This window comes from Marinifilum sp. JC120, assembly GCA_004923195.1.
GTDB lineage: Bacteria > Desulfobacterota > Desulfovibrionia > Desulfovibrionales > Desulfovibrionaceae > Maridesulfovibrio.
This window is the reverse complement of the sequence record RDSB01000004.1, coordinates 204,508-230,291: the sequence shown is the minus strand read 5'-3', so window position 1 is coordinate 230,291 and position 25,784 is coordinate 204,508. Positions and strand designations below refer to the sequence as shown.

Genomic DNA, 25,784 nt, shown 5'->3' with positions numbered 1-25,784 from the left:
TGTTAATGGTTCCGGTCAGTACACAAATTACATTCTGAAAACTTTCAACGCAAGCACTTATAAAACAATATAAATGCCACCTAGCAAAAAAGTCCGGGGAAATTAATCCCCGGACTTCATATTTCAGAATATGCACCTGAACAAAACTAGCCGCAAGTACATGAACTATAGCTGTACTCAGTCCTTTCACGATATTCTTCCTGCTTACCCTTATTCCAGCGGTTCACAGGACGGTAGTAGCCGACGATACGGGTGTAAACCTCGGCATCTTTGCCGCACTCGGGGCACTCAAAATGCTCACCGTAGAGATAGCCGTGATCTTCGCAGACGGAGAAGGTCGGAGTTACCGAGATATAAGGAATCTTAGTATTAGTCATGGCTTTGATGATGAAGTTCTTGAGCGCGGTGGTATCAGGAATAGCTTCACCGAGAAAGGAATGGAATACTGTTCCACCATTGTACAATGTCTGCAAGGCGTTCTGGTGCTCAAGAGCGTAGACAACGTCCTCGGTGGAACCTACTGGCAGCAGAGTGGAGTTGGTGTAGTATGGAGTATCCTCACCGGAGGTGTAGATATCGGCATAAAGATTTTTATCAATCTTAGCCAGACGGTAGCAGGTACCTTCACCCGGAGTAGCTTCAAGGTTGAAGAGGTTTCCGGTTTCTTCCTGAAATTCCACGGTCAGATCGCGCAGGTGATGCAGAACCCTCTGCATGAGACGAGACCCGGAGGGAGTATCGATGCCTTTACCAAGCAGGTTGTGGCAGGCTTCGTTACCACCGATCAAGCCGATGGTGGAGAAGTGGCCCTTGAAACCGTTCTTCAGGTAGCGCTGCGAGAAGGGGAACATGCCGCTCTCAAAATTGGCGGAAACCAGCTTGCGTTTGTACTCCAAAGAATCCTTGGCCTGAGTAGCGTACTCGGTAATCAGGTCGAGGAAATCTTCCTCACCCTGTGCGAGGTAAGCCAGTTTAGGCAGATTCAAGGTAACAACACCGATGGAACCGGTCAGGTCTCCGGCACCGAACAGGCCACCGGTTTTCTTGCGGATCTCACGCAGGTCCATCTGCAAACGGCAGCACATGGAACGCACGTCCTCGGGATTGAGGTCGGAATTGATAAAGTTCTGGAAATAAGGCGCGCCGTATTTAGCGGTCATCTGCAAGAGCAGTTCGCCCACTTCACTTTCCCACGGAAAATCCGGGGTAACGTTATATGTAGGAATGGGGAAGGAGAAGATGCGGCCATCGGAGTCACCTTCAAGCATGACTTCAACAAAGGCACGGTTGATCATCTCCATTTCTTCTTGGTACTCACCGTAGGTGGTATCCTGAAATTCTCCGCCGATGATAACGGGTTCGGTAGCAATATGCTTAGGCGGAACCATATCAAAGGTGAAGTTAGTGAACGGGCTCTGTCCGCCCCAACGGGAGGTGGTGTTCAAGTTGAAGATCAGCTTCTGCACAATCTGCTTCACACGGTCATAGTCCAGACCGTCATGACGGATGAAGGGAGCGAGGTAGGTATCAACATTGTTGAAAGCCTGCGCACCTGCCCATTCATTCTGAAGGGTGCCGAGGAAGTTGACCATCTGTCCGGTTACGGAATCAAAATGGCGGGCCGGACCGGAAGAGCAACGGCCCTTGAGGCCGAAACCGTCCAGCAGCAGATCACGCAGGGACCAGCCAGCACAATAACCGGCAAGGCCGAAAGAAAGGTCATGAATATGGAAATAGCCGTGCTCGTGAGCCAGCCTGATTTCTTCAGGATATTTTTCAAGGCAGTAACGGGCCTGAACAGCTCCGGACATGTGCAGCATAAGTCCCTGAAAGGAATGGCCCATGTTGGAGTTTTCATTTACACGCCAGTCGGAACGGTCAAGGTAACTTTCAATGGTTCCGGCGATGTCGAGGTAGGTTTCATCCTGACGGCGCAATTCGCGGCGTTTTTCGCGGTAAATGATGTAACGTTCGGCAACTGAGTAAAGACGGTTCTCCATGAGAACCAGCTGAACCATGTCCTGAACCATTTCCTGTTCGGGCACATCAACTTCAGCGAGCTTATGCTCAACTTTACGTCCGAGACGCTTACTCAGCAGGGGATCTTTGATTCCGCTTGCTTTGAGAGCTTTGAAAATTGCTTCTGAGATCCGCTCAGTGGACCATGATTCGAGACATCCGTCACGTTTGAGAATTTGTTTGGGCATTTAACTACCTGATTAAAAATTTGTCCGCACACATCACCGTCCACGCCGTAAAAAGAGCGCAGAAAAGGGAGCAACCTCCCCAGATTGCAAGCCCACGGCTCAGCCGTGTCTTATGGTGGTGTGGCATTTTTCGCAGGAGGCCCGGAAGGCACATCCCACAGGACTTTTGAAACCGGAAAGAATGTCAGAACAAAAATTCCGGTCAGTTTGATTCAACCTCAGGTCGGGATGCTGGCTCGGGATACGCACAGAATGCATCCCTGACAGCGGCAGGACCGCCCCGGATTCAAACCGGGTTCCCGTCTTGTCCGTTTTCAAATGCTCAGAAAGCAGAAACGAACTCCTGAAGTGCTGACGACTGAAGCAGTCTACCAGACTAAAAAATCCGGTCAAGACTCTCTAGACTTTTTCTTATGCAATGCCCCGTCAGCCCTTGAGGGGCTTGGCATAAAACGTGTTGAACAGCAGTTTTCCACAATTGTTCATTTGATGTTCAAAACTATTTAAAGAGCTGATTTAGAGGCAAAAAAATCTAACAAAAGCGTCCATAACTGCAATCCCAAAAGCTCAAAACATCGACTCAAAGATAAACCTATTTCTCTGCATCGTAAAAAAGAGCAACTCTCCATTTTATTAATAATACAGTCTCGTATTTAGGCATATGTTTTTCCCTTCTACAGACCAACATAATACTATCTCCTCCTCCCCCTCCTATAACCACAATAAATTTTATCAATATGGGTATAGACAAAACAAAATAGCACTGATAGTGAGTCCTCATTACTTGAGTTATAAAAAATCTAACTTCTATATATAAAAGAAGGCACAAATGAAGCCAACTATATACATCCGACCTATCACAGATGAACGATTCCTGATTTTCCTCCTTTCTATTTGTTTCGTATTAATATGCTCTTCTTTTTCAATCGCCGCCCCAGGAGATAAGAAATGGGAATTTTTAGCTAATGACAGCATATCAGCCAACCCGGCTATTGGTGCCGACGGAACAATCTATGTTGGGGATAATGACAAAACACTCTACGCCATAAATTCCGATGGTACAAAAAAATGGGAGTTCCTCGCAACAAGGGATATATACTCCTCACCAGCTTTAGATAATGACGGAACCATTTACGTCGGGTCAAATGACAACATATTATATGCCATAAACCCTGACGGTACGAAAAAATGGGAATTCTCCACAGGGAATGATATTTATTCTTCGCCCGCCATCGACAGCGACGGGATCGTCTATGTAGGATCAATGGACGATAGGCTTTACGCCATAAACCCGGACGGTACGAAAAAATGGGAATTTGTTACAACTGGAGACGTATTTACATCTCCCGCAATCAACAAAGAAGGAATTATTTATGTGGGTTCACATGACAAAAATCTCTATGCAATAAACCCAGACGGTACAAAAAAGTGGGAATTCCTCACTGGTAATTTCGTCCTATCTTCTCCTGCTATCGGAGCTGACGGAACTATTTACGTAGGATCAGATGATAAGAAATTGTATGCAATAAACCCAGACGGCACTAAAAAATGGGAATTTCTCACAGGCGAGAAAATACGCTCATCTCCTGCTGTCAGCACAGCTGGGATAATTTATGTGGGATCATATGACTATAAACTCTATGCCATAAATCCGGATGGAACAAAAAAATGGGAGTTTGTCACTGGTGATATAGTACGCTCTTCTCCCTCTATCGACGCAGATGAAACCATTTATGTCGGATCATTTGATAAAAAACTATATGCAATAAACCCGGACGGAACAAAAAAATGGGAGTTCCTTTGCTCCGATTCAATTAAAAGTGCATCCTCGGCAATTGGAGCTGACGGCACTATTTATATCGGCAGTATGGATCACAAAGTCTATGCAATAGAAGGAAGCTCCGGTGGTTTGGCAGACTCTCCATGGCCAAAATTTCGCGGCAGTTACAAAAACGTAGGAAGAAAAATTGGTTATGAAGCACAAGCCAGCCCGACTCAGGCTTCAGGAGTTACCGTCAGAGTAAAAAACTGCTGTGCAAAAACAATGACTGAAGAAGAGCTTAACTCAAAATATTCATTACAGGACCACAGCATAATATCTTCCGTTAGAGCATTCAACGCCAGCATCAACGTAAATGGCGGATGTGCAACCTTCAAATTCAATTCAACTGCCATTCCCACATCTACAATATTAAACCTGAGACTGATCAAATTTTACGACAGCACAGGAAGCTCAGCCAACTACAGAACCTACGCTGCATCCGGTCCCGAATATGATGTTGATGGATCTTGGTGGCTGACCAATTCCAGCGGAAGTCATATGGCCCCCACTGACACCACTACTCTCGGTGACAACTACTATGTATATTTTGTTATTCGCGATAACGGCAATTATGATGAAGACAGCACACTGGGCAAAATTACCGACCCCGTTGGCCTAAGTAGTGTCGCGAATACAGGATGTGTCCTAAATCCTAATGCCGATTTCTCCGTTGAATGGATATTTATGGGAATCATTGCGGCCGTACTGATGTTCAGACGAAAGTTTATGAACTAAGCCGAACTCCGGCATTCATCGCGCAATCCATCAATAAGCGCGCGGAGCTCTGCAGCCAGACCGGAAAGATCCTCGGCAGATTCACGAGTTTCGTCCATGGACTGGGTGGTCATCTTCGCCATCTGGTTAATATTCTTGGAAGATGAATTAATCTGATCGGAGGACACGGACTGCTCTTCCGCAGCAGCGGAAATATTCTGGACCTGTCCGGTTACACCGCCCACAAGACTGACGATCTCCTCAAGAGCTTCCCCGGCCTGTTCAGCCAGACGGGTACTGTCCAGCACAGACTTTGCCGCTTCTTCCATGGACTGAACGTTAGTACGGGAACTTTCCTGAATAGCCTCGACCACGAGTCCCACATCCTTGGTGGCGTCCATAGTCTTTTCAGCCAATTTGCGCACTTCATCAGCCACCACGGCAAAACCGCGTCCGGCATCTCCGGCACGGGCCGCTTCAATGGCGGCATTCAAAGCCAACAAATTCGTCTGATCGGCAATATCGCTGACCACGGACATAATCCGCCCGATATCTTCAACCTTCACGTTCATATCATTAAGATTATCTTTGAGTTGCTCGCTCTGTTCCTTGACACTAAAAATGGAACTAATGGCTTCCCCGGTCATTGCAGCCCCTTTGTTGGCTGTTTCCATGGCTTCTCCGGCCCCGACAACAGCATCAGAGCAACTGCGGGCCACGTCCTGAATGGAACTGGTCATCTGATCGAGGGCGGAGGTAGATTCGGAAAGATTGCTCTGTTGCTCACGGGCACGTATACTCGACTCGTCCACATGGCTGCTGATGTCATCGGAAGCGTTTGAAAGTCCGCTGACAATCTGCTCAAGATTGAGCACCACATCTAGTACGCCCTGTCTGCGTCCGTCTTCAGCTTCCTTCTGGGCCTCGCTCAACCCTTTCAAGGCTTCGCGCGCAGACTGAGCTTCTCGCTCGGCAACAGCAGTAGCTTCCTCCACCTTTCCTTTGTCTTCTTCAAGCACATGCATCAAACCATTATAAGCTCCGGCAAGATCTCCCAACTCCCCGTTACCACTTTGATTAATGCGATGCGTAAGGTCTCCTTTACCGGCAGCTAAGCTACTACTGGTCAGGGAAATCTCACTTATAATACGGCGTAATGGCTTAATTATCACCACCCGGCTGAGCAGGATAAGCACCAATCCGATCAATGCCACAACAGCACCCAAAACGGTCACCACATAAACTGCCTTCTGCTGGAGCAAATTATAACTTTCAACCTGCGCCGCACGGATGGAATCCTCTAATTTCATGAGTTTTTCACGGGCGGCTTCCATGGACTGCATGGATTTTTTCATCTCAAGGCTGGTGCTGTAATAAGTCTTGAAGGCTTCAAGGTATTCCCCGGTCAGAGCAACTATCCGCCCGAACAACTTGGCTTCGCGACCCTTGGAAAATAAAGGCTCAAACTGAGGATATGAGGCACCCATGGTTGAATCCGGATCAATTCCCATCAACTTTTCAATATCAACAATAAGCCCTGAGCCACTGGCAGCATCTTTATAAAGGATGAAATCCTTAGCCATCTCTTGAAAGCCCAGAGGCTTATTGAGCAGGATTGCAGCAACATGCCGCTTGGCAGTCAACTCATCCAGTCCGTCAATGGAACTGGCAAGAGTGCGGGCAAGCTCACCGCCGCCCTGACCATCTGGCAAAGAAAGAGCCTGCTCCTGAAGAACATCAATCTGTTTAGTTTGCTTTCTGGCAGAACGAGCAATGCTTTTTTGCAGCGAAAGAGCCTGCCCGAGAATTTCCACCGAAATTCCACGTAATCTTTTGACAAGATCTACGCCATCGTTAAACTGCCCCTGAAATACCGTAAAACTGCGGTCAAAAGAATTGAATGACCTCTTCAATGCATCAAGGGATGCAATCATCTGATCATCAGTCCCTGTGCTTATGATTGCGTCCACTTCGTCATTCATGAGGCGGGTCATCTCAGCGTAATTCTTCAAGACTTCCGGTTTTGAACCACCATCTTTCATGGAGAGCTCTTCCCGATGGGTCAGCCAATCAAGAGCCTCCGACTGCGCCCGCACACCGATACTGATGATCTCATCAATGCTGTTGCGGGACTCCATTTTGTCGGTCAATTCCCGCAGGGTGAATATGGAAACTCCGCCAAGACACAAAGCACAAAACAAGAAGACCAGCATGCCTGCTACAATTTTATGCGATAACTTAAATGTATATTTCATTCCCCGTCTCTCTTTAATTAAAACGACTCTCATTCTCATACTCAAAATATAATTGACTTCAACCGAAACACTTTCAGCTGACATAGTGAAAATGAGAATGCTTTTCAATCAAAATCGGGCATTAAAATAAAAATACGGTTATTTTCGACAAAAAAAGTCCCGCGATAATAAAATTGCGGGACTGATATTAGGAACAAAAATTTTCCACAGATGTTTATTATTTGTTCAAAACTAAAACATCCCGTTCATCTTCTGAATAAATACAAGCATCATACCCCGCTCTTCATCAGAAAATTCTGCGGTCAGCTCTTCGGTCAATCGCAGATGCAAGCGGTCATGCTCCCCGTACATTTCCTGTCCAGTTTCTGTTAATTCCACAAGAATGGAACGGCGGTCGGTCTGATGAGGCTTTCGGCAAACAAAACCCTTATCCTCAAGACGATCAACAAGTACAGTCAGAGTCCCCGTGGTAATGCCCATACGCTGGGCCAGCTCTTTCATGCGCATGGCCTTGTGGATGCCCAGCACTTCAAGAGTGTGCATCTGAGGCAAAGTCAGCCCTTTCTCGCGGACCACATCATGCTCCCACGAAGAAAGCTTTTCATAAAACTCAATTATGGCATGGTTGAGCTTCTCCAGCACAAAGACCTCCACTTTATAAATTCGTGTAGCTGTAAACAGCAAAACCGATGGTCATAACCCCGGCAGTACGCATGACCAGCGGCTCCACCCAATCCTGCTCAAGGGTTCGCACAAATGATGCGGCCTTGTAAATAGCATAAATCACCGCCGCAAGAGCTACTCCGGTCCCAAAGGCATAGCTGGCAAAAACCGCAGTACCTTTGAACACGCTGCCGGAATCAAGAGCGTATTTATACATTATCGCTACAGTAGGGCAAGGCACAATCATGTTCACAAACCCGATGGAAAACAGCCCCCAGAAGGTCACGCTACGCAGAGTGGATTTCCCGTGACTGCATGAACACCCACCGCTGTGCCCGTGACTATGGTCATGATGTGCGTGATCGTGAGAATGGTCGTGGTCATGGTCGTGAGAATGGTCATGATTGTGCAATAACTCAGGCTTCATAATCAGGATGCCGCCCAGAAGCACCAGAATGCCCATGGTCACGATATCCACCACATAGGTAAGTGAATCCGGGATGGTCAATGAGATGGACCCCAATGTCAGCCCGATTATAAGACAAGCCAAAGTCGTTCCCAGAATAAACGCGCTGGTCAATGAGAAAACCCGTTTTCCGTTCTTCTCTCCATAAACAAACGGGGCCAGTACCAGCCAAGAATGACCGCAGGGATTGATCCCGTGGATAAGTCCCAAAAAAAGGCTGGACTGCATGGCTACCAGAAATACTGAATCAAAATCCATTTTGAACTCCATATAGTTTGACTATCAAATTAATCGTGTTTCAAGACTCCTAATGTATATTTAATTTGATTGTCAAACTATTTGCTAAACAAAATAAAAAAGCCCGGCGAAATCAATCGACGGGCCTATGTGCTCACTCTATATGGGAAAATGCGGCAACGAAATCCAGCAAACAAAAAGAAAACTAACGTGCTATTTCAACAAAAGATCCTTGCAGCAAGCCCGCAAGATCCTGCGGACTCAATTCGATATCCAGTCCGCGTTTACCACCACTGACATAAATAGTTTCGAAATTTTCTGCGGAAGCATCAATAACCGTGGGCAAAAGCTTCTTCTGACCCAGCGGGCTGACCCCGCCAACAACGTATCCGGTGGTGCGCTCCACCAACTTCACATCAGCCATACTGATTTTCTTAACCTTCACGGCCTTGGCAAGCTGTTTAAGATCCAGCATCTTCATGACCGGAATCACGGCAACGAAGAGATCGCGCCCGCTCCCGGCTACCAAAGTTTTGAAAACACGCTCCGGGTCAACGCCCAGTTTCTCTGCTGCTTCCTTGCCGTAGGCTTCAGCAGCAGGATCATGTTCGTACTCGTGGACCTTGAATTTAATCTTCTTTTTCTTGGCTATGTTGATTGCAGGTGTCATGAAGTCTTTTTACACAAGAGAGGGGAGGCTTGGCAACTCTGCTCAGTTAAGAATTTTGTTAATGAATCCCTGCGGACTTATTTCATCCAATTGCAAGCCGTAATGAGAACCAAGCTGCACAATCTGCGGCGCAAGCAGGCCGCATTGTTCAAGAAGGGCTGAATTATCAAAAAGATCCCCGATCAATCCGTCAAATTGCTTAATTCCATTTTGTAAACAGACCGCCCGTGAACAATTCTCAGCCACAAAATCCATGTCATGACTGATCAGAACTACGGTTCTACCTACTGAACGAAGCTTTTCCAGTTCACTTTCCAGCATATGAATTTCTCTTGGATCAAGCCCTGCGGTAGGTTCATCAAGAACAACAATTTCGGTATCCATTGCCAAAGTTGAAGCAATCGCCAGCCGCTTTCGTTCACTCAGCCCGAGATCGTAAGGATTGCGTTTCTTCAATTCAAAAAGTCCAAAAGCGGACAAATAATATTTCACCAGTTCTCTGATACGACCATGTTCATATCCGAGATTCTCAGGACCGAAAGCAACTTCATCCCAAACTGAGGATTTGCATATCTGATCATCAGGATTTTGAAACAGCATGGAAACCATGCCGGCCAGCTCTGATATTTTTTTATCGGTACTCAGAACGCCGTTAACTTTTACCGAACCGCGCAAAGGACACAAAAGACCGTTAAAATGCTTAACCAATGTGCTTTTTCCCGACCCGTTATGACCGAGCAAAGCTACAACCTCACCCTCAGCAAACTCAAAAGAAATTCCCTTTAGAACTTCTTCCCCGGCCTCATAGCCGAAAAATAAATTATCAACCTCAATTCCCATAAGATTCCTCCGCAAGGAGAATCAGACCTTCCAGCACACCGTCAAAAGTTGACGCCAATTCCTGCTCCTCGCGCCAGCATCCGGCAACCTTTGCAAGCTCGGCTACCTTGCTGAACCGGGTCACATCAAGCCCGATTTCTTTAAGCAGAGGGGAAGCAAGGACTTCGTTTGGCAAACCGTCCAAAACAATTTCACCTTCATGCAAGGCAATTACCCGGTCTGCACAAAGCGCGATATTATCCAGACGCTGCTCTGCAAGCACTACGGTTTTACCGCTCTGCCGCAAACGAAACAAAATTTCAAAGACCTGCTTTGCCGCCAGAGGATCAAGAAATGTGGTCGGCTCATCCAGTACAATGATCCGGGTATTACAAGCCAGAGCGGCGGCTAAAGTCACTTTCTGCAACTGCCCGCCTGAAAGGTGATGCGGGGAGCGATCCGCAAAAGATGACATCCCGGTCAACGCAAGGGCCTTATCCACATGTTGCCGGATATTTTCCCTTGGCAAGCCCATGTTTTCAAGACTGAATGCCACTTCCTCAGCCACAGTAAAGCGGATGCCGGACAACTGCTGCCTTGGATTCTGCATAACAAATGCAACTGATCCGGCAAGCTCTGAAACCGGAGTTTCAGCCGCATCTTTACCGCAAACCCGGACACGTCCTTCGGACAGACCGTGATAGAGTTGAGGGACCGCCCCGGTCAGTACGTTGCAGAGGGTTGATTTGCCGCTATTATTGGGCCCGATCACAGCTACAAATTCCCCTCCGGCAATACGCAGGTTAAGTTTGTTCAGGACCAGCGGTGAAGACGCGCCATAGCGATATGAAAAGTTCTCAATTTCAATAAGAGACATATTGGTAAGGTACTATTTTATAGATAAAAAGCAGAATACATACCAAGAGCATCAGCTTACGGACTGCGCGCTGTGTTGCGCTGTCCGGCACAACCCGCAAGGAGGTTTTGGAACGGGCTGAATTGAATCCGCGTAATTCCAGAGCAATAGCCCGCTGTTCAATTTCAGCAAAAGCTCCAAGTATCAAAGGGGAAATGAGTGGAGCCATGGAACGAATCCTTTTTATGACGCCGCCGTCTGAGCCAAGTCCTCTGGCCCGTTGCGCATCCTGAATAGTTTTAGCTCTCTCACGCATGGCCGGAAGAAGCAGCAGAGGGCTACCCAAAATATAGGCAAAAGAAGCAGAAAGCCCGGCCTGAGTCAAAGACGTAATGAGATCTGCCGGATGGGTTGTAAAAACAAATATCAGCGAGATGCTCAAAACAGCTGCCAATTGCAGAAGCACCCTTCCGGCAAACACCAGCCCTTCCAAATACAAACCCGCCCCGTGAAAACTGATCAGAACAGTATGATTGTCCGGGTTCAAAAAACCATGAATAGGAATCATAAACAGAGCAAGGGGCAACAGGGTTCGCCATGAAAACTTCCAGACCTGCAAAAGAATACCGGAGACTGCTGCCAGAAGAAGATTAATCCCCAACAGGATTGCGGCAGGCAGATATCCGCCGGGCGCACAATAAACCGCCACCCCCGTCAGCAGCACATAAGTCAACTTACTGAGGGGGTGAACGGAATGGAGACACGATTCTCCCTTGATAAACAGGGAAAGGTCAGCTGTTTGCAATGGAATATCCCGCTATTTTAAGCACGCTTAAGCACGGACCAAGCGGGGAAAACGGGCAGAAGCTTTCTCCGGGAGTCCCTTGATAATACCCCAGACCAGCACCGCAGTGGCAACCTTATCAATAACATTGGCAGTAAACACAGTAACCACCACCGAACCGAACAGATCCTTACCGAGCGCAAGCAGATAAGCCATGGCAAAATCCGCACCGCTTCCGGTGATACCACCGAACATGTAAAGCCTGATGGGTACTGCGACCACGGAATTGAAAACTGTGATTATCAAACCGGCAAGAATGGCGGTCCACCAGTTCTTGAACATCCCGAACTTTGCGCACAATCCGGCAACAATACCGATAACCATGGCTACGGGAGCAAAGGCTGCGGCCACAGGTGAAGAGATAACACCCCAGATAAGATTGGTAAGCAGCCCGGCAATGCCACCGGCCCACGGTCCGGCAAGAACACCGACCAGCACAGTACCGATGGAATCAAGAAAAATTGGCAGCTTAAGCAGGGAAACAAGTTGCCCCACCGCAATGTTAAGAACAATGGCGACTGAAATCAGCACCCATGTAAATGTATTGAAATCCTTTTTAAACTGTTCTGTTACACCCATCCCACTCACTCCTCGTCACTGGTTAGAGATTTGATTTCAAGCTCCGGATAACCTGTCTGCGGGTCAAACGTTCTGAGAAAAGAATGCCGGGGCAAAACAGCCAACACAATTTCAGCGGTTGTGTAGACTTCGCTTCCGGGGAGCAGATGCGCACCTGTGGTCTTTCCTTCTTTGTCTGAAATGGCGATATGAAAATGGGAACCATGACAGGAAAGAACTCCGGTCAGAGAAACTATCTCAAAATGACCGTTAAGCTCAGTAGCCTCTTCCTGATTGGCAAAACGGAGCACCGCCCTAGTAAGACTGCCCACGCAGGTCAGCACGCAGGCTGCTTCAATTTTTTGCTCCTGCGCAATTCGCTCCAGCTCAAACAGGATATCCTGTCCCGCCTTAAACCTGACGGCTAATGGCTCCATGCAAATTACTCCATTCCAGTTTAAGATTGACCATTTCTTTAAAGGAGTTACAAATACATCAATGTTTATAATACATCCAATCGGTATTCGAAATAGATCATCTCAGTTTGCATTCAGGAAAACTATGCATCCCTCAACAATCAAGAAGTCCCCGCCAGCAATGCTGACGAGGACATTTAGATCAATACGACAGGAAACAGATCCTGTCTGGAATATATATTAACTATTCAGAAGCAGTCTGGGGCTGGCCCTTAGGTTCACGGCTTTTAAAGAAAACCGGAATATCGTCCCTGCCGAGAATGCTTTTACGCAGGGTTGCTTCAGGAAGCTTAGCCCATTCACCTCTGCTGGAGAAGTAAAAGAACACGCCCATGACCACCCAGGTAACCATGCACCAGCGGGATGCTTCACTGATATAGGCCGGGGAACCGGGGACCAGCAGAAGCACAATGGACATAACAGAAGCAAAAATACCCATGACGCAGCAGAAATGCTTCACAAAACGCTCAGAAACGCCCTCGGAACCGAGCAGAACACGACGTGCAGCAAGGCAGGAGAAAAGGTAACCGATACCGGTACCCACGGAGCTCATGTCCACGATCCAAACCACAACGGAACGCCCGGCAAATGGAGTAAGCAGGACGATAGCCATGGTGAACAGAAGGGCTTTGTGAGGTGTGCGGTACTTGGGATGAATATCACCGAACCATGCAGGCAAAATGCGACCGCGAGCCATACTCAGCAGCAGACGTGAAGTAGCAATGTAGAAACCGTTAATACCGGTGCAGACCGCGCCCATGACTGCGCAGGCCAGAACAACCGCACCAAGTTTACCGAAAGCCATGGCCGCAACTTCACCGGTTGCCCATGCAGTACCGCCGGTAGCGCGCATGGCGTCCATTTTGGCCAGCATTTCAGGATAAGGAATGGCAATACCAACAGCCAGAGTGACCAGAGAGTAGAGAACCACACCGCAAAGGATGGCAATGATCATAATGTTACGTGCCCGGGCGGGATCAAAGGTAAATTCCTCTGCTGCCTGCGGAACAGTATCAAAACCAACAAAGAGAAAGGGCGAAATAGCGAAAATAATCAGTACACAGGAAAGCTCGGAACGGTGCTCAGCGAAAAGCGGAAGCAGGTTACCCAGTTCGGCTGTTTCAAGCGAAGCAGATCCCGTAAACAGGGAAACAATACCGACAGTCAGCAGGAAAGCCAGTGCAACCTGCAACTTACCCGCAAAGCTGTTGCCGCGATAGTTCATCCAACCGAAAAGCAGGGTCGCAGAGGTCATAAGAATAACTTCACCCGTATAAACCTGCCATCCGGCAATGGAATACAAGGGGCCGAATTCAAAGACTCCCGGAAATAGAAAACGGAAAATAAGTGCCAGCGCGGCAACGTCGATGCCGATGATGGCTATGTACCCGAGCACGAGTGCCCACCCGCAGACAAAAGCCGCAGTCGGTCCAAAGCCGACATAAGCATATGCAAACGCGCCGCCTGCAACAGGGGCGTACTTGATCATGTAACTGTAGCAGACTGCTACAAAACAAATAAGGAAAGCGCCTACACCGAAGCCGATCAGGGTGCCCATGACCCCGGCTTGCGGCAGAAACATATCACCGGGGAGAACAAAACATCCCCAACCTACGATTGAACCGAGCGCCAGTGCCCACACCTGTGCGGGCGACATTGATTTTTCTAATTCCAGTTGTTCTTGTGCCATCAGATTATCTCTTTGTTTTTATGAGTTCACGACAGACGTCCCCTGAACCTCAAGGTCTCCAACCTAGGCAGCTGCTCCTCCTCGGGTATTCCCGGCAACTGCCTTCTGCCGCGTGCCGATCTGCGAACTAGTGTTGCGCCCATCAAATAAATATATATTTCATGGACGACGAACTTGACCGGACACATTTCGCCATGATTCCCGCGTAAGCGGCATGGCCTCCTCTTCTTTGCAAAGAGCGAACGATTATCTATACACTTTCAATCTACCTGATTCAGCAGCCCTACCAAAAGCCACTGCGCCATTTTAAGCAAACAGGGTGCCAATTCGTGAAATTCTTCACCATCGACTTAATATTCAGAAATAACTAACTAAAAAAAATGAACCATCACCTGCACCAATAAACGCGATTTAAAATTTTATTCTTTTTCGAAAGTTTTCTTTCTTTTGTTAAAATCTTCTTTCCTCTACACCCCTCCCACTCCGAAGCTACCGACTACTCACTCGCAAAGGCGTTTCAGCCCACTTACACAATCAATTCAGGATCATACCTGAAAACATACTTTTTTATCACCAGAAAACCGCCATCAGGCACCGGGTTTGCAAACCAGAAGCTCGTTACTTTTTTCATTAAGGAGACTCCCATGACCGAAGAAAAACGCATACAATTAATCGAACAGATCATCGGGTTGGAACTTGATATGTTCCTTGCGGTCAACAACCGCGGCGGAACCTCCCTTTGTCAGGAACGCCCGGACTCTTTCCGCATCATGCGCCACATGACCCATTCCGTTCTTCCGGACGAATACCTTGAATCGTATCTGGACGACCTTGAAAAAGCTGCGTCCGCCAAGCGCAACCTCATGACCGAAAAGTACGCGCTCATGGAAGGACTCATCCCGAAACAAAACAATTCCCCGGCCATCAGCGAAATAGTGCGCATGGAGAGCGAATGGCGCAAAGAAGTTGCCGCCCAGTTCCCGCGTTCCGTTCAGCCTGACGGGCACCAGTCCTTCTGTCTTTACCTCGGCAGCGAGTTGCAGACTTATTCCTCCCAAACCTTGAACATTTACCTTGCTTACGCCCGCAAAACGCAGCAGGAATGCGGAAATCTGGTACGTGAAAGATACGAAATCCTCATGCGTAAGCTGGGCTACGAATCCCTCGCCCATTGCGAAGAATCACTAACCAACCCCACAAAGTAGAATTTCATGTTTGATTCCCCTCACACCCTTGTATTCCTGCTCTGGCTGATCGGCGGATTTGTATCCGGGGTCAGCGGTATCGGCGGGGCCATGGTCGCTGTTCCGGCAGCGGCCATGTTTATTCCCATGCAGGAACTGGTTCCCCTTGCCTGCCTGCTGAACGTCATCATGGACGGCAGTATCGCGCTCATGCATTTCCGCCATTGCCGTTTTCCAGCACTCAAGCCGCTCTTGGTCGGCTCAGTACCCGGAGCCTTTGCCGGACTTTACATCCTGACCTTTGTCTCCAGCACCATCCTGCAAGGAGCCGTTGGTGCGCTGCTCATCTATTACGTATACTGGCAGCTGACCTTCAAGGTCGAAAAAACGCACCCGGAATCATGGTCGCGGGGCAGTGCCGCCGGGTTCGGAGCCAGCCTGCTCGGTACAGCCATATCTTTCGATGGACCGCCCATCGGGGCTTACGGCCTATACGTGGGCTGGCAGCCACGGGTTTTTCTGGGCACCCTTGGCGTATTTTTCGTTATCCGGGCCAGCTTCACCTGCATTCTGCAAGCCGGAGCCGGACTTATCACCCCCACAGTGATCGATTACGCCATCTACGGTGCCCCGGCCACGCTCATCGGAACACTGCTCTCTTTCCCAGTAATCAAGCACATCAATCAGGACTTATTTCGTAAACTTCTCATGACCGTAATCGCACTGGCCGGAGTAGTCTGTTTAGTACGATCTTTTATGTAAATTGTGCACCATTAGGCCTCCGGCGGCCTCGCAAGGCGCAAGGCTTGATGCGCTATCGCGCTTTTGATTAAAAGATTTTCCCTCCGGGGGCTTAAACCCTTTTTGTAAAAAGGGTTTAAGAATCCCAAAAACTTTTACTAGGGCTTCGCCAATCTTCATTTCAAAGACCGCCTAAACGCGCTAAATGCGAAGCATACTAAAAGGTTCTGAAGGGGATGGGGTCTGGGGAAGGGGAAACTCTTGCAAGAGTTTCCCCTTCCCCAGCCGCCGGAGGCACCTTAATAATCGTCCTCGATTCCGAGCTGCTGAATCTTGTAGCGCAGCCCAGCCCCGGTGATTTGCATGATTCGGGCGGCCTTGGCGACGTTGCCTCCGGTAAGACGCAATACATTGCGGATACATTCGGTTTCATACTTCTGTACGCAACTTTTAAGCGGCACCACACCGTTACGCCGCACAAGACTGTAATCAAAAAAGTTTTTCCCGAGCAAAGATTCATCTGCTTGCGGTGCGGGAGTAGGGGCAGACGCGGAAACAGGTGAGATAAAAGCGTTCTCACTGGCTTCCCTGAAATGACGAGGCAAATTATCCCTGCTGATTGAAGAGCTATCCCCAAGAAGGGCCATGCTGCCTTCAATCACGTGCAAAAGCTCACGCACGTTGCCGGGCCAATCGTAATCAAAAAACATCTGTACAACATCCGGTTCAACCCCGATCAGACCAAGCCCGCTTTTCTGCTCCGAGCGTTCAATAAAAGTCCGGGCCAGCACCGAGATATCCTTCTTTCGTTCACGTAAAGGAGGAACTGCCAAGCCGACCACGGCAAGGCGATAAAACAAATCGCTACGCAGGATGCCCTGACTCACGGCATTGAGAGGAGCTTCGTTAAGAATGCTGACCACCCGCACATCTACTGGAATTTCTTTTTGCGAACCGAGACGGCGAACCCGTTTTTCCTGCAACACACGCAAAAGCTTGGCCTGCAACCCCAGAGGCATGGAATTAAGCTCATCCAGCAGCAGGGTCCCACCGTCGGCCTCTTCGAATAGGCCGGGCTTGTCCGGGGCATCGGTGTAGGCCCCTTTAGAGGTCCCGAAAAGTATTGCTTCCAACAGGTTTTCCGGGATGGCCGCGCAGTTCTCGGCAATGAAAGGTTTATCCTTGCGCTCGCTTTCCATGTGGATGGCCTGTGCAAAAACCTCCTTACCTGTGCCACTCTCCCCCCAGATCATAACATGCGAGGAGGATTTGGCGGCAGTGCGGGCCTCACCCAGAACCTCGCGCAGGGATTCATCCTCCCCCACAAGAGACTCAAACGTATAGTAGGAAGAATTGTTACGGGAGGCTGATTTACGAGCCTTTCTCTTGGGATCACCCAAAGGCACCGATCCGGTCCAGAGAGTAAAAGCGATGACCCCGTCCTTGCGCCCTTGATTGTAAAGAGGAAAAAAATCGGAAACAGTCCCGGCAAGATAATTATTGGTGGTCTTGTACAGATAACTTTTTTTGAGAATAGGCTTACTCAAACGCAGACATTCTACAGTGGGAATGCATTCCAGCTCGTGGGGCACATACAGCTTGGTGATGTGCTGGCCTTCCAAATGAATACGGGTAAAACCGTCCGCCCTGCGCTGGATGGGATTCATATACTCGCAATACCCTTCAGCATCCACCACAGCCACGCCCACCCCCAGATCATCCCAGATGGCAATCATTTCGGGAGTCAGCACATTACGACGGCTGACATTAAAAAATCTGTCCTTGCTAAAATACATTTTTCACAACCTCTCTCTTTTCCCGGAACACCCAAAACTGATTTGATCATCCGGCTGCTGATTGGGTCGATAAATAAAAAAATATTTTTTAGCAAACTAAAATTTTCTTCGAAAAAGAAAAATTTCTTTCGTTTTGCTTTTTATTCACTTGCCTACGAACATCGAAGATTGTGCACATTTAAACACTTTTATAACAATAGTTTAAAGCCAATTTTGCCGTCAAAAAGCATATCTGGCATAGCCCGTGCTAGTGACGAAATTAACAAGCGAACGCTTAACACTTTCAATCTACCTAAAATACCAAAAACAATAGCACAATCACAGGAGATGGAAATGAATACTACTCTGTCTGCAAAAGAAGAGACTCAGACTGCCCAAGGTTACGGCATTAACTGGGATACAGCTGAAGACCGCGCCAAGGAACTCAAAGATTTTCTCATGAACGCTCCGCAGGTCATGGACCCTGAGCGTCTCAAGTTCCTGAACGAAATATATGAAAAGCATCAGGGCGAGCCTGTAGTATACGTCCGTGCCAAAGTTCTGGAGCGCGTACTGACCCAGAAAAAAATATTTCTCGACGGCAACCCCATCGTAGGTACCCTTACAGGTGTCCGTGCCGGTGTGTACGCCTACCCTGAATGGAACGTCTCCTGGATCAAAGAAGAAATGCAGATGGCCAAAATGGCTTCCCTCGGCGAAATGAAAATCCCCGCCGAGACTCAGGAACTGCTCGAAAAAACTTACAAGCTCTGGAAAGGCCGCACCTGCGTTGACCAAAACAACAAAATGTACAAGGAAAAGTACGGCGAAAGTGCTAAAAAGTACGCCAAAGCCGGCATGTACTACGAAAACGTTTCCGTCGCCTCCGGCTCCGGTATCGCCGACTACGGCATGGTGCTGAACAAAGGTATTCGCTACCTCATTGATGATGTACGCACCCGTCTCACCGAGTGCCCAAACACCCTTGCAAACAGAGACAAAATCGATCTCTACCGCTCCATGCTGATCACCTTTGACGCGGTAATCAAGCACTCCCACCGTTACGCTGACCTTGCAGAGCAGACCGCAGCAGAAGAATCCGATCCCAAAGTAAAGGCAGAGCTGCTGGAAATCGCAGAAATCTGCCGCCGCGTGCCCGAACATCCGGCCCGCAACTTCCGTGAAGCTATCCAGTCCTTCTGGTTCACCCACCTCTGCGTAGCAACCGAGCAGATGGCTTGCGCTGTTTCCCCCGGTCGTTACGGTCAGTACATGTACCCCTTCTTCAAAAAAGACATTGATGAAGGTAACCTGACCCGCGAGCAGGTCCTGACCATGCTCAAGTTCCAGTGGATTCGCCACCTTGAACTGGGCGAATATCAGGGCAACTCTTACGCACTGACCCTTTCCGGGCACACCGGACAGTCCATGACCATCGGCGGTGTGGATGCTAACGGCGAGGATGCTTCCACCGAACTGGAAGAGCTCATGCTCGAAACTCAGGTTCAGATGAAGAGCATCCAGCCCACTCTGACTCTGCTTTATCATCCGAAACTGAAAAGCTCCTACATGCAGAAAGTGGTTGAGTGCATCCGCGGCGGTTCCGGCCAGCCCCAGATCCTGAACAACAACGCTGTTATCCAGCGCACCCTCGCCCGCTTTGCGCAGTACCCCGACGGCATCACCCTTGAAGATGCCCGTAACTGCGGTAACTACGGTTGCGTTTCTACCGGCGTCTGCGGCAAAGGCAGCTTTATCACTCAGGAAGACCAGCCCTGCCTCGCCAAAGTTGTGGAACTGATGCTCAACAACGGCAAATGCCCGGTAACCAAGAAAAAGGTCGGCGCAGAAACCGGAGATCCCACTACTTTTGAAACTTTCGAAGATCTCTACGAAGCAGTAAAGGGCCAGTTGGACAACCTGTTCCGCATCTCCCGTGCCCACTCCGACCTCAGCCAGATGGCCCGCCTTCAGGTTGTACCGAGCGTATTCCGCTCCGCCATGTACGACGGCTGCATTGAAAAAGGTATGTGCGAAGAAGCTGGCGGAACCCGTTACCCGCAGGTCAACCCGATCATGACCGCAGGTATCGATGCTGCCAACTCCATTCTTGCTATCAAGCACCTTGTTTTCGATACCAAAGCAGTCACCATGGAAGAGCTGCTTGAAGCACTCAAGGCCAACTTCGAAGGTTACGAAGAACTTCGCCAGATGTGCTACGACGCTCCCAAGCACGGCAACGATGTGGAAGAAGTACAGTCCATCGTTAAACGTTTCTACCGCGATGTGGATGAAATCCACCATTCTCAGGGACCGGACTGCTTCGGACAGCGCACCCCACTGGATGCATACTCCCTGTCCTACCACAACTACTTCGGCGGACTCATGGGCGCACTGCCCAACGGCCGCAAAGCTGGCGTAGCCCTCACTGACGGTAGTGTTTCCGCAATGCCCGGTACTGATAAGGAAGGCATCACCGCGCTGATCAAGTCCGGTGCAGAAGCAATCGACACCGTCCGTTACGGTGCCAACCACTTCAACGTAAAGTTCTCCCCCTCCGTACTGGAAGGTCCACAGGGCGCAAAAACCTTGATCTCCCTGATCAAGACCTACTGCGATTTCGGTGGCTCACACATCCAGTTCAACTGCGTAAGCTCCGACACTCTCAAAGATGCGCAGCAGAATCCGCAGGATTACTCTGATCTCATCGTCCGTGTTGCAGGTTTCAGTGCCTACTTCACCAGACTGGATTGCGGTGTACAGAACGAAATCATCAAACGTACCGAATACGACGCAGGTCGTTGTTAGTTAAAGGCAGTTTGATGCGCTTCGCGCTTTGATAATTTGATTTCGCCTCCGGCGGCCAAAGGAACAAGTCCCTTTGGAATCCCGATTAGGGGTTTGCCGCCGGGGGCGATGAATCAAACCAGAAATTTAAAACCGTTTTCCCACGTAAGGGCGAACTGGACACCAGTACAATTTCCCATGCAACGCGGCAAAGCCCCGCTAAAAAAGTTTGGGAGAGTCCAGAGAACCCTTTCCAAAGGGTTCTTTGGTCCCCGAAGGGCCGCCGGAGGCAAATATGTCCCAAGGCATGATTTATAATATTCAGCGTATGTCGCTCCATGACGGACCGGGCCTGCGTACTACAGTTTTCCTGAAAGGCTGCCCACTGAGCTGTTTGTGGTGCAGCAACCCGGAATCGCAGCAGGTCAAGCCGCAGATGATGTGCTTCTCCGAACTGTGTACCGGCTGCGGCAAGTGCGCCGAAGTCTGTCCCAACGGGGCTGTCACCGAGATTGACGGCAAATTCGGACGCGATACCGAAAAATGCACTAACTGCGGGGCATGCACAGAGAATTGCGCAGGTAAAGCCCGCGAGATGTCCGGCAATACCATGACAGTTGAAGAAGTCATGGACGTGGTCCGCAAGGATGCTCTTTTCTACGACAACTCCGGCGGCGGGGTTACTTTCGGCGGCGGCGAGCCGACTTCAGGCGGACAATTCTTCCTTGATATGGTCGAAGCTGCGGTAAACGAAGGCTACCACGTAACTGTAGACACCTGCGGTTACTGTCCCGAAGAACGTTTCGACAAAACCATTGAGCTTGCGAACCTGTTTCTGTTCGACTGCAAACACATGGCCCCGGAAAAGCATAAAAAACTGACCGGGGTAGATAACACAATTATCCTGCGCAATCTGGGCGCGGCCCTTTCATCTAATAAGGAAGTGCGGGTACGCATGCCGCTCATGCCCGGTATGAACGATTCCGAAGAAAACATCGCCGCCATGGCAAAATTCCTGAAACAGTATGGCCGCGACAAGGTGGAAGTAATGCCCTGCCATGCCTTTGGGCGCAACAAGTACGCTGCACTGGGCTGGGAATATAAAATGGACCGGGAATACACCCCGGAACAGCTGGATGTGGTTTTCAAAAGGTTCGCCGACCACGGCCTGAAAACCGAGATCATCTAATCATTTTTTAAGGGCGCAATGTAAAATGGAATGCTCACTGACTGAAAAACTGATCTGCGAAAGTTGCGGACGTCAGGCAAAGGAACTCTATGGCAGTGATGCCATGTGCTGCTCCGAGGCCGTGCTCTGGATCATCAATCGCGAATTTTGCGGAGGTCTGAGCAAAGAGACTGTCATTGCGCTGAGCAAAGGTTTCTGCGGCGGCATCGGCGACGCAGGCTGTGTCTGCGGTGCCCTGTCCGGCGCGGTTATGGGGTTATCCCTGATCCTCGGCAAAGGGCCACTCCCCGTTGACGAGGATCAGGTTCGTTCCCTTTCCAAGGAGCTGCATGACCGCTTTCTGGAAAAGCACAACAGCGTCTGCTGCCGCACTTTAAGCCGGGATCGCGATCCCAATTCAGAATCCAAAGGCGTCTGCCTTGATTATGTGGAGTCCGCAGCAGCCATCTGCACCGGGCTGCTCCTTGCCCCGGAGGCGGCAGTCCATTCCACCAAACAGGACTCCGGTCTATTTATAGAACAATCAACAGTGGATCAGTCCGCTTTGATATAAACGAAACCATTAATGGAGAGAGAGAATATGTTTAATGTTACCGTTCCCGAAGAGATGCTTGAAAAGCTTCGGAACATGCTTGAAGACGAAGATGAGGAGAGCTGCGTTCGCCTGAGAGAATACAAAGTAGGCGGCGGCTGACACGCTAAAATCGTGCTCGGTCTGGGCATTGACGAAGCGGATGAAGATGATGATGTACAGGTAGAAGTCAGCGATGTTCCCTTCATCGCCGAAGAAGACTTCCTCACCAAATACGGTAAAGATTTCTCCCTTACTTTCAGCGAGAACAAGGAAGTTGTCCTCACTGCGCTCAGCGCATAACTCCTTGAAAGAATCATATACCCCTTAAGCGAAAACCCCTTTCGCTAAATTAAGCCCTCCGCGCCTCCCTGCGGGGGGCTTTGTTTCTCAATCTCGCTTCAAGCTATAGTACAGCCCTCGAACAAAACAAGCTGCCAGAACAACCCCGAATAACATCCACGTCAATTCTGTGCATCCATCCTGCCCCGGATCAAGTACACAGCCGCCCCCGCCGGAACCGGAATATCCGAAGACTGTAGGGTCGGCGATAGTTCCCAAAACAGGATCAGCATCATAGACACTGCCGTTATCCTCAATAACAAAGAAAACCGTGTAAATATTTCCCGCCTGCAATTGTTCACCGGATACTCTTACCCTGCCATTGGCATCGGTCAGCCAATAAGTTCCGTGTGCATAGTCAGTTTGAGCTGGAATTCCGTTCAATCTTGTGTAGTCAGTACTGGAACTGCTCGATGAAATAAGCTTGTAGAGATGGCAATCGTTGACCGGTACGGTTGTATTCGGAGTTACATTGAACTTAAAGCAATGTACTGATCCGGCCACAAGAGTAGTCTTGCTAATAAAAGCCTCAACATTGCCCAGCGGTTTAAAACTCGGATCGGTTTTGAATTGCTTCTCAAGCTCAGCCGAGGTTCTCTTAACCGGATTGTTGGAAGCAACGAGGTCCGCATCTTCCCCGGTTGCAGGAAGAACTTCGGTCGAAGTTTTGCATCCGGGATCATCACCGTCACAAGAATCAATTTTAGTGCGAAATGCCCGCCCCCCCTCGCCACCGGCTATAAGAAACCCGCCATCACCGGAACCGTCCAAGCCGTATAATTCAACGGAATTCACTAACTCTGAAGTCCAGACCTCTGTTTCAATATTGTAGTTATATACATATCCATCGTTAGCATCACCAAGGGCATATATATATTTTCCGTAGCTCCACATCCTGCGCAACTGAATTCCGTTGGGACCGGCAGCAAGCTTGGTAAAATTTGTTCCGTCATACTTAGCAAGAAACGCCTTATCAGTAGCACTATCCTTACCGCCAACATAAAGATCGTCTCCGACCAACAGCATGCAATCGACTATTGTATCAGTGTAAGTCTTGAGTAGCTGCGTGGTGAAACCGAGCCCTCCATTAACTGAACTATATACTTTTGAGTCAGCTCCGCTGACCTCTGCCATATACATATCCTGAGAACTTTTGGCTTCTAAAGCAGCGTAGTTCATTGCTGGACGTGGACCGTATTTATCTAAATTTAATGCGTTCCCTTTCAAAAGATATGTCCCAGCCTCGGTCCCCATATATAATTGACTGTAAGCCTCTGTGTAAGACGCGCTATTCTTGTAATTTGCTGTAACTTCGCTGGAAACAGATTGATAATTTCCATCTGAATCAAGCTTCATAATTTTTATTTTTCCTGCACCGGAAGCATAGATTACATAAAGGTAATCACCTGTACAATGAATGGCATAAATTTCACCAGTTCCTAAAGAATCAATTCTGCATCTAGTCCAGAGAAAAGAACCGTCTGTCTGCTTGTCGCCCCTATAAAGAATACCGTTCTGTCCTCCGGCAAAAAACCTGCTATCGGAATATGCACAAATGGTGTTTATATTCGAACCAAAAAATGGCGAATCAGAGGAACTAAGCTTCTTTTGAGAAAGAAACTCGTCATGATCAACAATAAGCATGGAAAGTCCGTTATTTCCGGCAGCAAAGTAATGGTAATTACCTACAGCACTTAAAGGAACAAAACGCCTCACAATGTTAAAATTCTCAGAATAAACATTGGCAGCAACTTCAGTTGTACTTTCTATGTACACACCGGGATTCATCATATCAAACTGCCTAGTTACAAGAAATATTCTACCTCCTTCGCAAACCGCATATCCAGTATAATCACTATAGGTCCAGCCGGGATTATGAAAATAAACACTCATGAAATTGTTCGGGATAGGTGAAGACAAAGTAGAAGACGATATAAATTCACGAGAACCGCCATCCGTATAAAACAGATTGTCCCGGACAAGACCGAATTTCCCGTTTTGTCCGACCACATAAACCGCATCCTTAAGAAGAAAACTCAGCTCGTTGATCTCTATCGGCTGCCCTCCTTCCTTTATAGCTATGGTGGACTGCAAGTCAGGGATCGAATTCAAACCTATTCCGTCAAACCTAACTCTTAAAACATTGACTGAATCACTGCCCGGATAACCGTAACAAAAAAACATTTTTTCATCGTGTACATGATGTTGGCGTAGGCTCTTGATTCCTTTAACCATGCCGTTAGCACACATCTCTCCCAACCTGAGATTTCCAACATTGGACTCCGAGGTATTTTCAAGTCTGAATAAATACCCTTTTGAAGTCACCGCCATAAAAATATCACCATCAACATGGCAAATCCCCACAAACGGGCCGCAGACATCCTGTGAGACTGTACGTGATCCCATTTTAGTCCAGCTCAAGATACCTCCTGAAAGGCTGCTGGTGTACCATTCATTTTCTGTAAGGGCCATAAAACAGGTAGATCCGCTATCTACAGTTATAAAATCATTCTGCGTAGGAGCCCTGCATTCAGTCCATGACGGATTATTACTTTTAGATGTGGCGACATCCATGTAAAATGACTTGCCATCTTTTCCAACCATAACAGTACCTATCCCATCATGGGTTGCCAGCCCAAGCATATCTCCACTCAATGAGCCAGGGCTATTCTCAACCCATGATGTAGCAGGAAGATCACGAGAATATAAATTAGATGGGAAAGATAAACCTAAAAATACAACCAAAAACAACAGAGCTTTTACTTCAGATAGATTCAGACGTACCATGAACTATTCCTCATATTAATGCGTTACAACAAAACGCACACATAGTAGCAACAGCTATGCCACGAAAATAAAGAACAATTACACTTAAAATTCAAGCTCTTAGGAGGATAGATATCATCACCAAACAAACC

The 25,784-nt window shown here is 48.5% G+C and carries 21 protein-coding genes and 1 riboswitch; of the genes, 7 read left to right on the top strand and 14 right to left on the bottom strand.

Annotation, left to right across the window (positions count from 1 at the left end; all coding sequences use genetic code 11):
• Positions 1 to 146 precede the first annotated feature (146 nt).
• The gene (locus tag D0S45_06305; GenBank protein ID TIH18165.1) at positions 147 to 2,207 is read right to left on the bottom strand and encodes a ribonucleoside triphosphate reductase; all 2,061 of its coding nucleotides are present in this window, start codon (positions 2,205 to 2,207) and stop codon (positions 147 to 149) included.
• 203 nt (positions 2,208 to 2,410) lie between these two features.
• A riboswitch (cobalamin riboswitch) is annotated at positions 2,411 to 2,569 on the bottom strand.
• 467 nt (positions 2,570 to 3,036) lie between these two features.
• On the opposite strand from D0S45_06305, the gene D0S45_06300 reads away from it, so the two are divergent.
• Entirely contained in the window at positions 3,037 to 4,764 is a 1,728-nt protein-coding gene (locus D0S45_06300) for a hypothetical protein (GenBank protein ID TIH18164.1), read from the top strand.
• Here the strand turns inward: D0S45_06300 and D0S45_06295 are convergent.
• From D0S45_06295 to D0S45_06250, 10 genes are all read right to left on the bottom strand, one after another.
• Positions 4,761 to 7,082 (bottom strand): methyl-accepting chemotaxis protein, encoded by a 2,322-nt coding sequence (locus D0S45_06295; protein TIH18163.1) that lies wholly within the window; start codon positions 7,080 to 7,082, stop codon positions 4,761 to 4,763. The genes D0S45_06300 and D0S45_06295 overlap by 4 nt on opposite strands.
• Positions 7,083 to 7,229: 147 nt before the next feature.
• Positions 7,230 to 7,640 carry a MarR family transcriptional regulator gene (locus D0S45_06290; protein TIH18162.1) on the bottom strand — a complete coding sequence of 137 codons (411 nt, stop codon included), beginning with the start codon at positions 7,638 to 7,640 and terminating at the stop codon, positions 7,230 to 7,232.
• Between the two features lie 13 nt (positions 7,641 to 7,653).
• Positions 7,654 to 8,385, bottom strand: a complete 732-nt coding sequence (locus D0S45_06285; protein TIH18161.1) for a sulfite exporter TauE/SafE family protein — start codon at positions 8,383 to 8,385, stop codon at positions 7,654 to 7,656.
• A 184-nt stretch (positions 8,386 to 8,569) separates the two neighbouring features.
• Positions 8,570 to 9,034, bottom strand: a complete 465-nt coding sequence (ybaK, locus tag D0S45_06280) for a Cys-tRNA(Pro) deacylase (GenBank protein ID TIH18160.1) — start codon at positions 9,032 to 9,034, stop codon at positions 8,570 to 8,572.
• Between the two features lie 42 nt (positions 9,035 to 9,076).
• Positions 9,077 to 9,874, bottom strand: coding sequence for an ABC transporter ATP-binding protein (locus tag D0S45_06275; GenBank protein TIH18159.1), 798 nt, complete (start codon positions 9,872 to 9,874; stop codon positions 9,077 to 9,079).
• Positions 9,864 to 10,730: an ABC transporter ATP-binding protein gene (locus D0S45_06270; protein TIH18158.1), complete on the bottom strand. Its 867-nt coding sequence runs from the start codon at positions 10,728 to 10,730 to the stop codon at positions 9,864 to 9,866. The genes D0S45_06275 and D0S45_06270 overlap by 11 nt, the downstream gene beginning before the upstream one ends.
• Positions 10,717 to 11,520: an energy-coupling factor transporter transmembrane protein EcfT gene (locus tag D0S45_06265; GenBank protein ID TIH18157.1), complete on the bottom strand. Its 804-nt coding sequence runs from the start codon at positions 11,518 to 11,520 to the stop codon at positions 10,717 to 10,719. The genes D0S45_06270 and D0S45_06265 overlap by 14 nt, the downstream gene beginning before the upstream one ends.
• 21 nt (positions 11,521 to 11,541) lie before the next feature.
• Positions 11,542 to 12,132 carry an ECF transporter S component gene (locus tag D0S45_06260; GenBank protein ID TIH18156.1) on the bottom strand — a complete coding sequence of 197 codons (591 nt, stop codon included), beginning with the start codon at positions 12,130 to 12,132 and terminating at the stop codon, positions 11,542 to 11,544.
• 5 nt (positions 12,133 to 12,137) lie between these two features.
• On the bottom strand, positions 12,138 to 12,548 hold the full coding sequence (locus tag D0S45_06255) for a DNA-binding protein (protein ID TIH18155.1): 411 nt from the start codon (positions 12,546 to 12,548) through the stop codon (positions 12,138 to 12,140).
• 223 nt (positions 12,549 to 12,771) lie between these two features.
• The gene (locus D0S45_06250) at positions 12,772 to 14,277 is read right to left on the bottom strand and encodes an APC family permease (GenBank protein TIH18154.1); all 1,506 of its coding nucleotides are present in this window, start codon (positions 14,275 to 14,277) and stop codon (positions 12,772 to 12,774) included.
• 644 nt (positions 14,278 to 14,921) lie between these two features.
• Between D0S45_06250 and D0S45_06245 the strand changes: the two genes are divergently transcribed.
• Together D0S45_06245 and D0S45_06240 are read left to right on the top strand one after the other, a co-directional pair.
• A complete protein-coding gene (locus D0S45_06245; protein ID TIH18153.1) occupies positions 14,922 to 15,482 on the top strand; it encodes a DUF4125 family protein in 561 nt (186 codons plus the stop codon).
• Positions 15,483 to 15,488: 6 nt separating this feature from the next.
• Positions 15,489 to 16,223 carry a sulfite exporter TauE/SafE family protein gene (locus tag D0S45_06240; protein TIH18152.1) on the top strand — a complete coding sequence of 245 codons (735 nt, stop codon included), beginning with the start codon at positions 15,489 to 15,491 and terminating at the stop codon, positions 16,221 to 16,223.
• On the opposite strand, the gene D0S45_06235 is transcribed toward D0S45_06240, so the two are convergent.
• Both D0S45_06235 and D0S45_06230 read right to left on the bottom strand, forming a co-directional pair.
• Positions 16,203 to 16,382: a hypothetical protein gene (locus tag D0S45_06235; GenBank protein ID TIH18151.1), complete on the bottom strand. Its 180-nt coding sequence runs from the start codon at positions 16,380 to 16,382 to the stop codon at positions 16,203 to 16,205. The genes D0S45_06240 and D0S45_06235 overlap by 21 nt on opposite strands.
• 119 nt (positions 16,383 to 16,501) lie before the next feature.
• Positions 16,502 to 17,998, bottom strand: coding sequence for a sigma-54-dependent Fis family transcriptional regulator (locus tag D0S45_06230; GenBank protein ID TIH18150.1), 1,497 nt, complete (start codon positions 17,996 to 17,998; stop codon positions 16,502 to 16,504).
• 327 nt (positions 17,999 to 18,325) lie between these two features.
• Here D0S45_06230 and D0S45_06225 point away from each other — a divergent pair, with 327 nt between their 5' ends.
• The 4 genes from D0S45_06225 to D0S45_06210 all read left to right on the top strand — a co-directional run bounded on the left by D0S45_06225 (position 18,326) and on the right by D0S45_06210 (position 22,647).
• A complete protein-coding gene (locus D0S45_06225) occupies positions 18,326 to 20,785 on the top strand; it encodes a glycyl radical protein (protein ID TIH18149.1) in 2,460 nt (819 codons plus the stop codon).
• Between the two features lie 274 nt (positions 20,786 to 21,059).
• Entirely contained in the window at positions 21,060 to 21,953 is an 894-nt protein-coding gene (locus D0S45_06220) for a glycyl-radical enzyme activating protein (GenBank protein ID TIH18148.1), read from the top strand.
• A 25-nt stretch (positions 21,954 to 21,978) separates the two neighbouring features.
• Positions 21,979 to 22,506, top strand: coding sequence for a C_GCAxxG_C_C family protein (locus tag D0S45_06215; protein TIH18147.1), 528 nt, complete (start codon positions 21,979 to 21,981; stop codon positions 22,504 to 22,506).
• A 27-nt stretch (positions 22,507 to 22,533) separates the two neighbouring features.
• The gene (locus D0S45_06210) at positions 22,534 to 22,647 is read left to right on the top strand and encodes a hypothetical protein (GenBank protein ID TIH18146.1); all 114 of its coding nucleotides are present in this window, start codon (positions 22,534 to 22,536) and stop codon (positions 22,645 to 22,647) included.
• A 267-nt stretch (positions 22,648 to 22,914) separates the two neighbouring features.
• On the opposite strand, the gene D0S45_06205 is transcribed toward D0S45_06210, so the two are convergent.
• On the bottom strand, positions 22,915 to 25,509 hold the full coding sequence (locus tag D0S45_06205) for a hypothetical protein (GenBank protein ID TIH18145.1): 2,595 nt from the start codon (positions 25,507 to 25,509) through the stop codon (positions 22,915 to 22,917).
• Positions 25,510 to 25,784 lie beyond the last annotated feature (275 nt).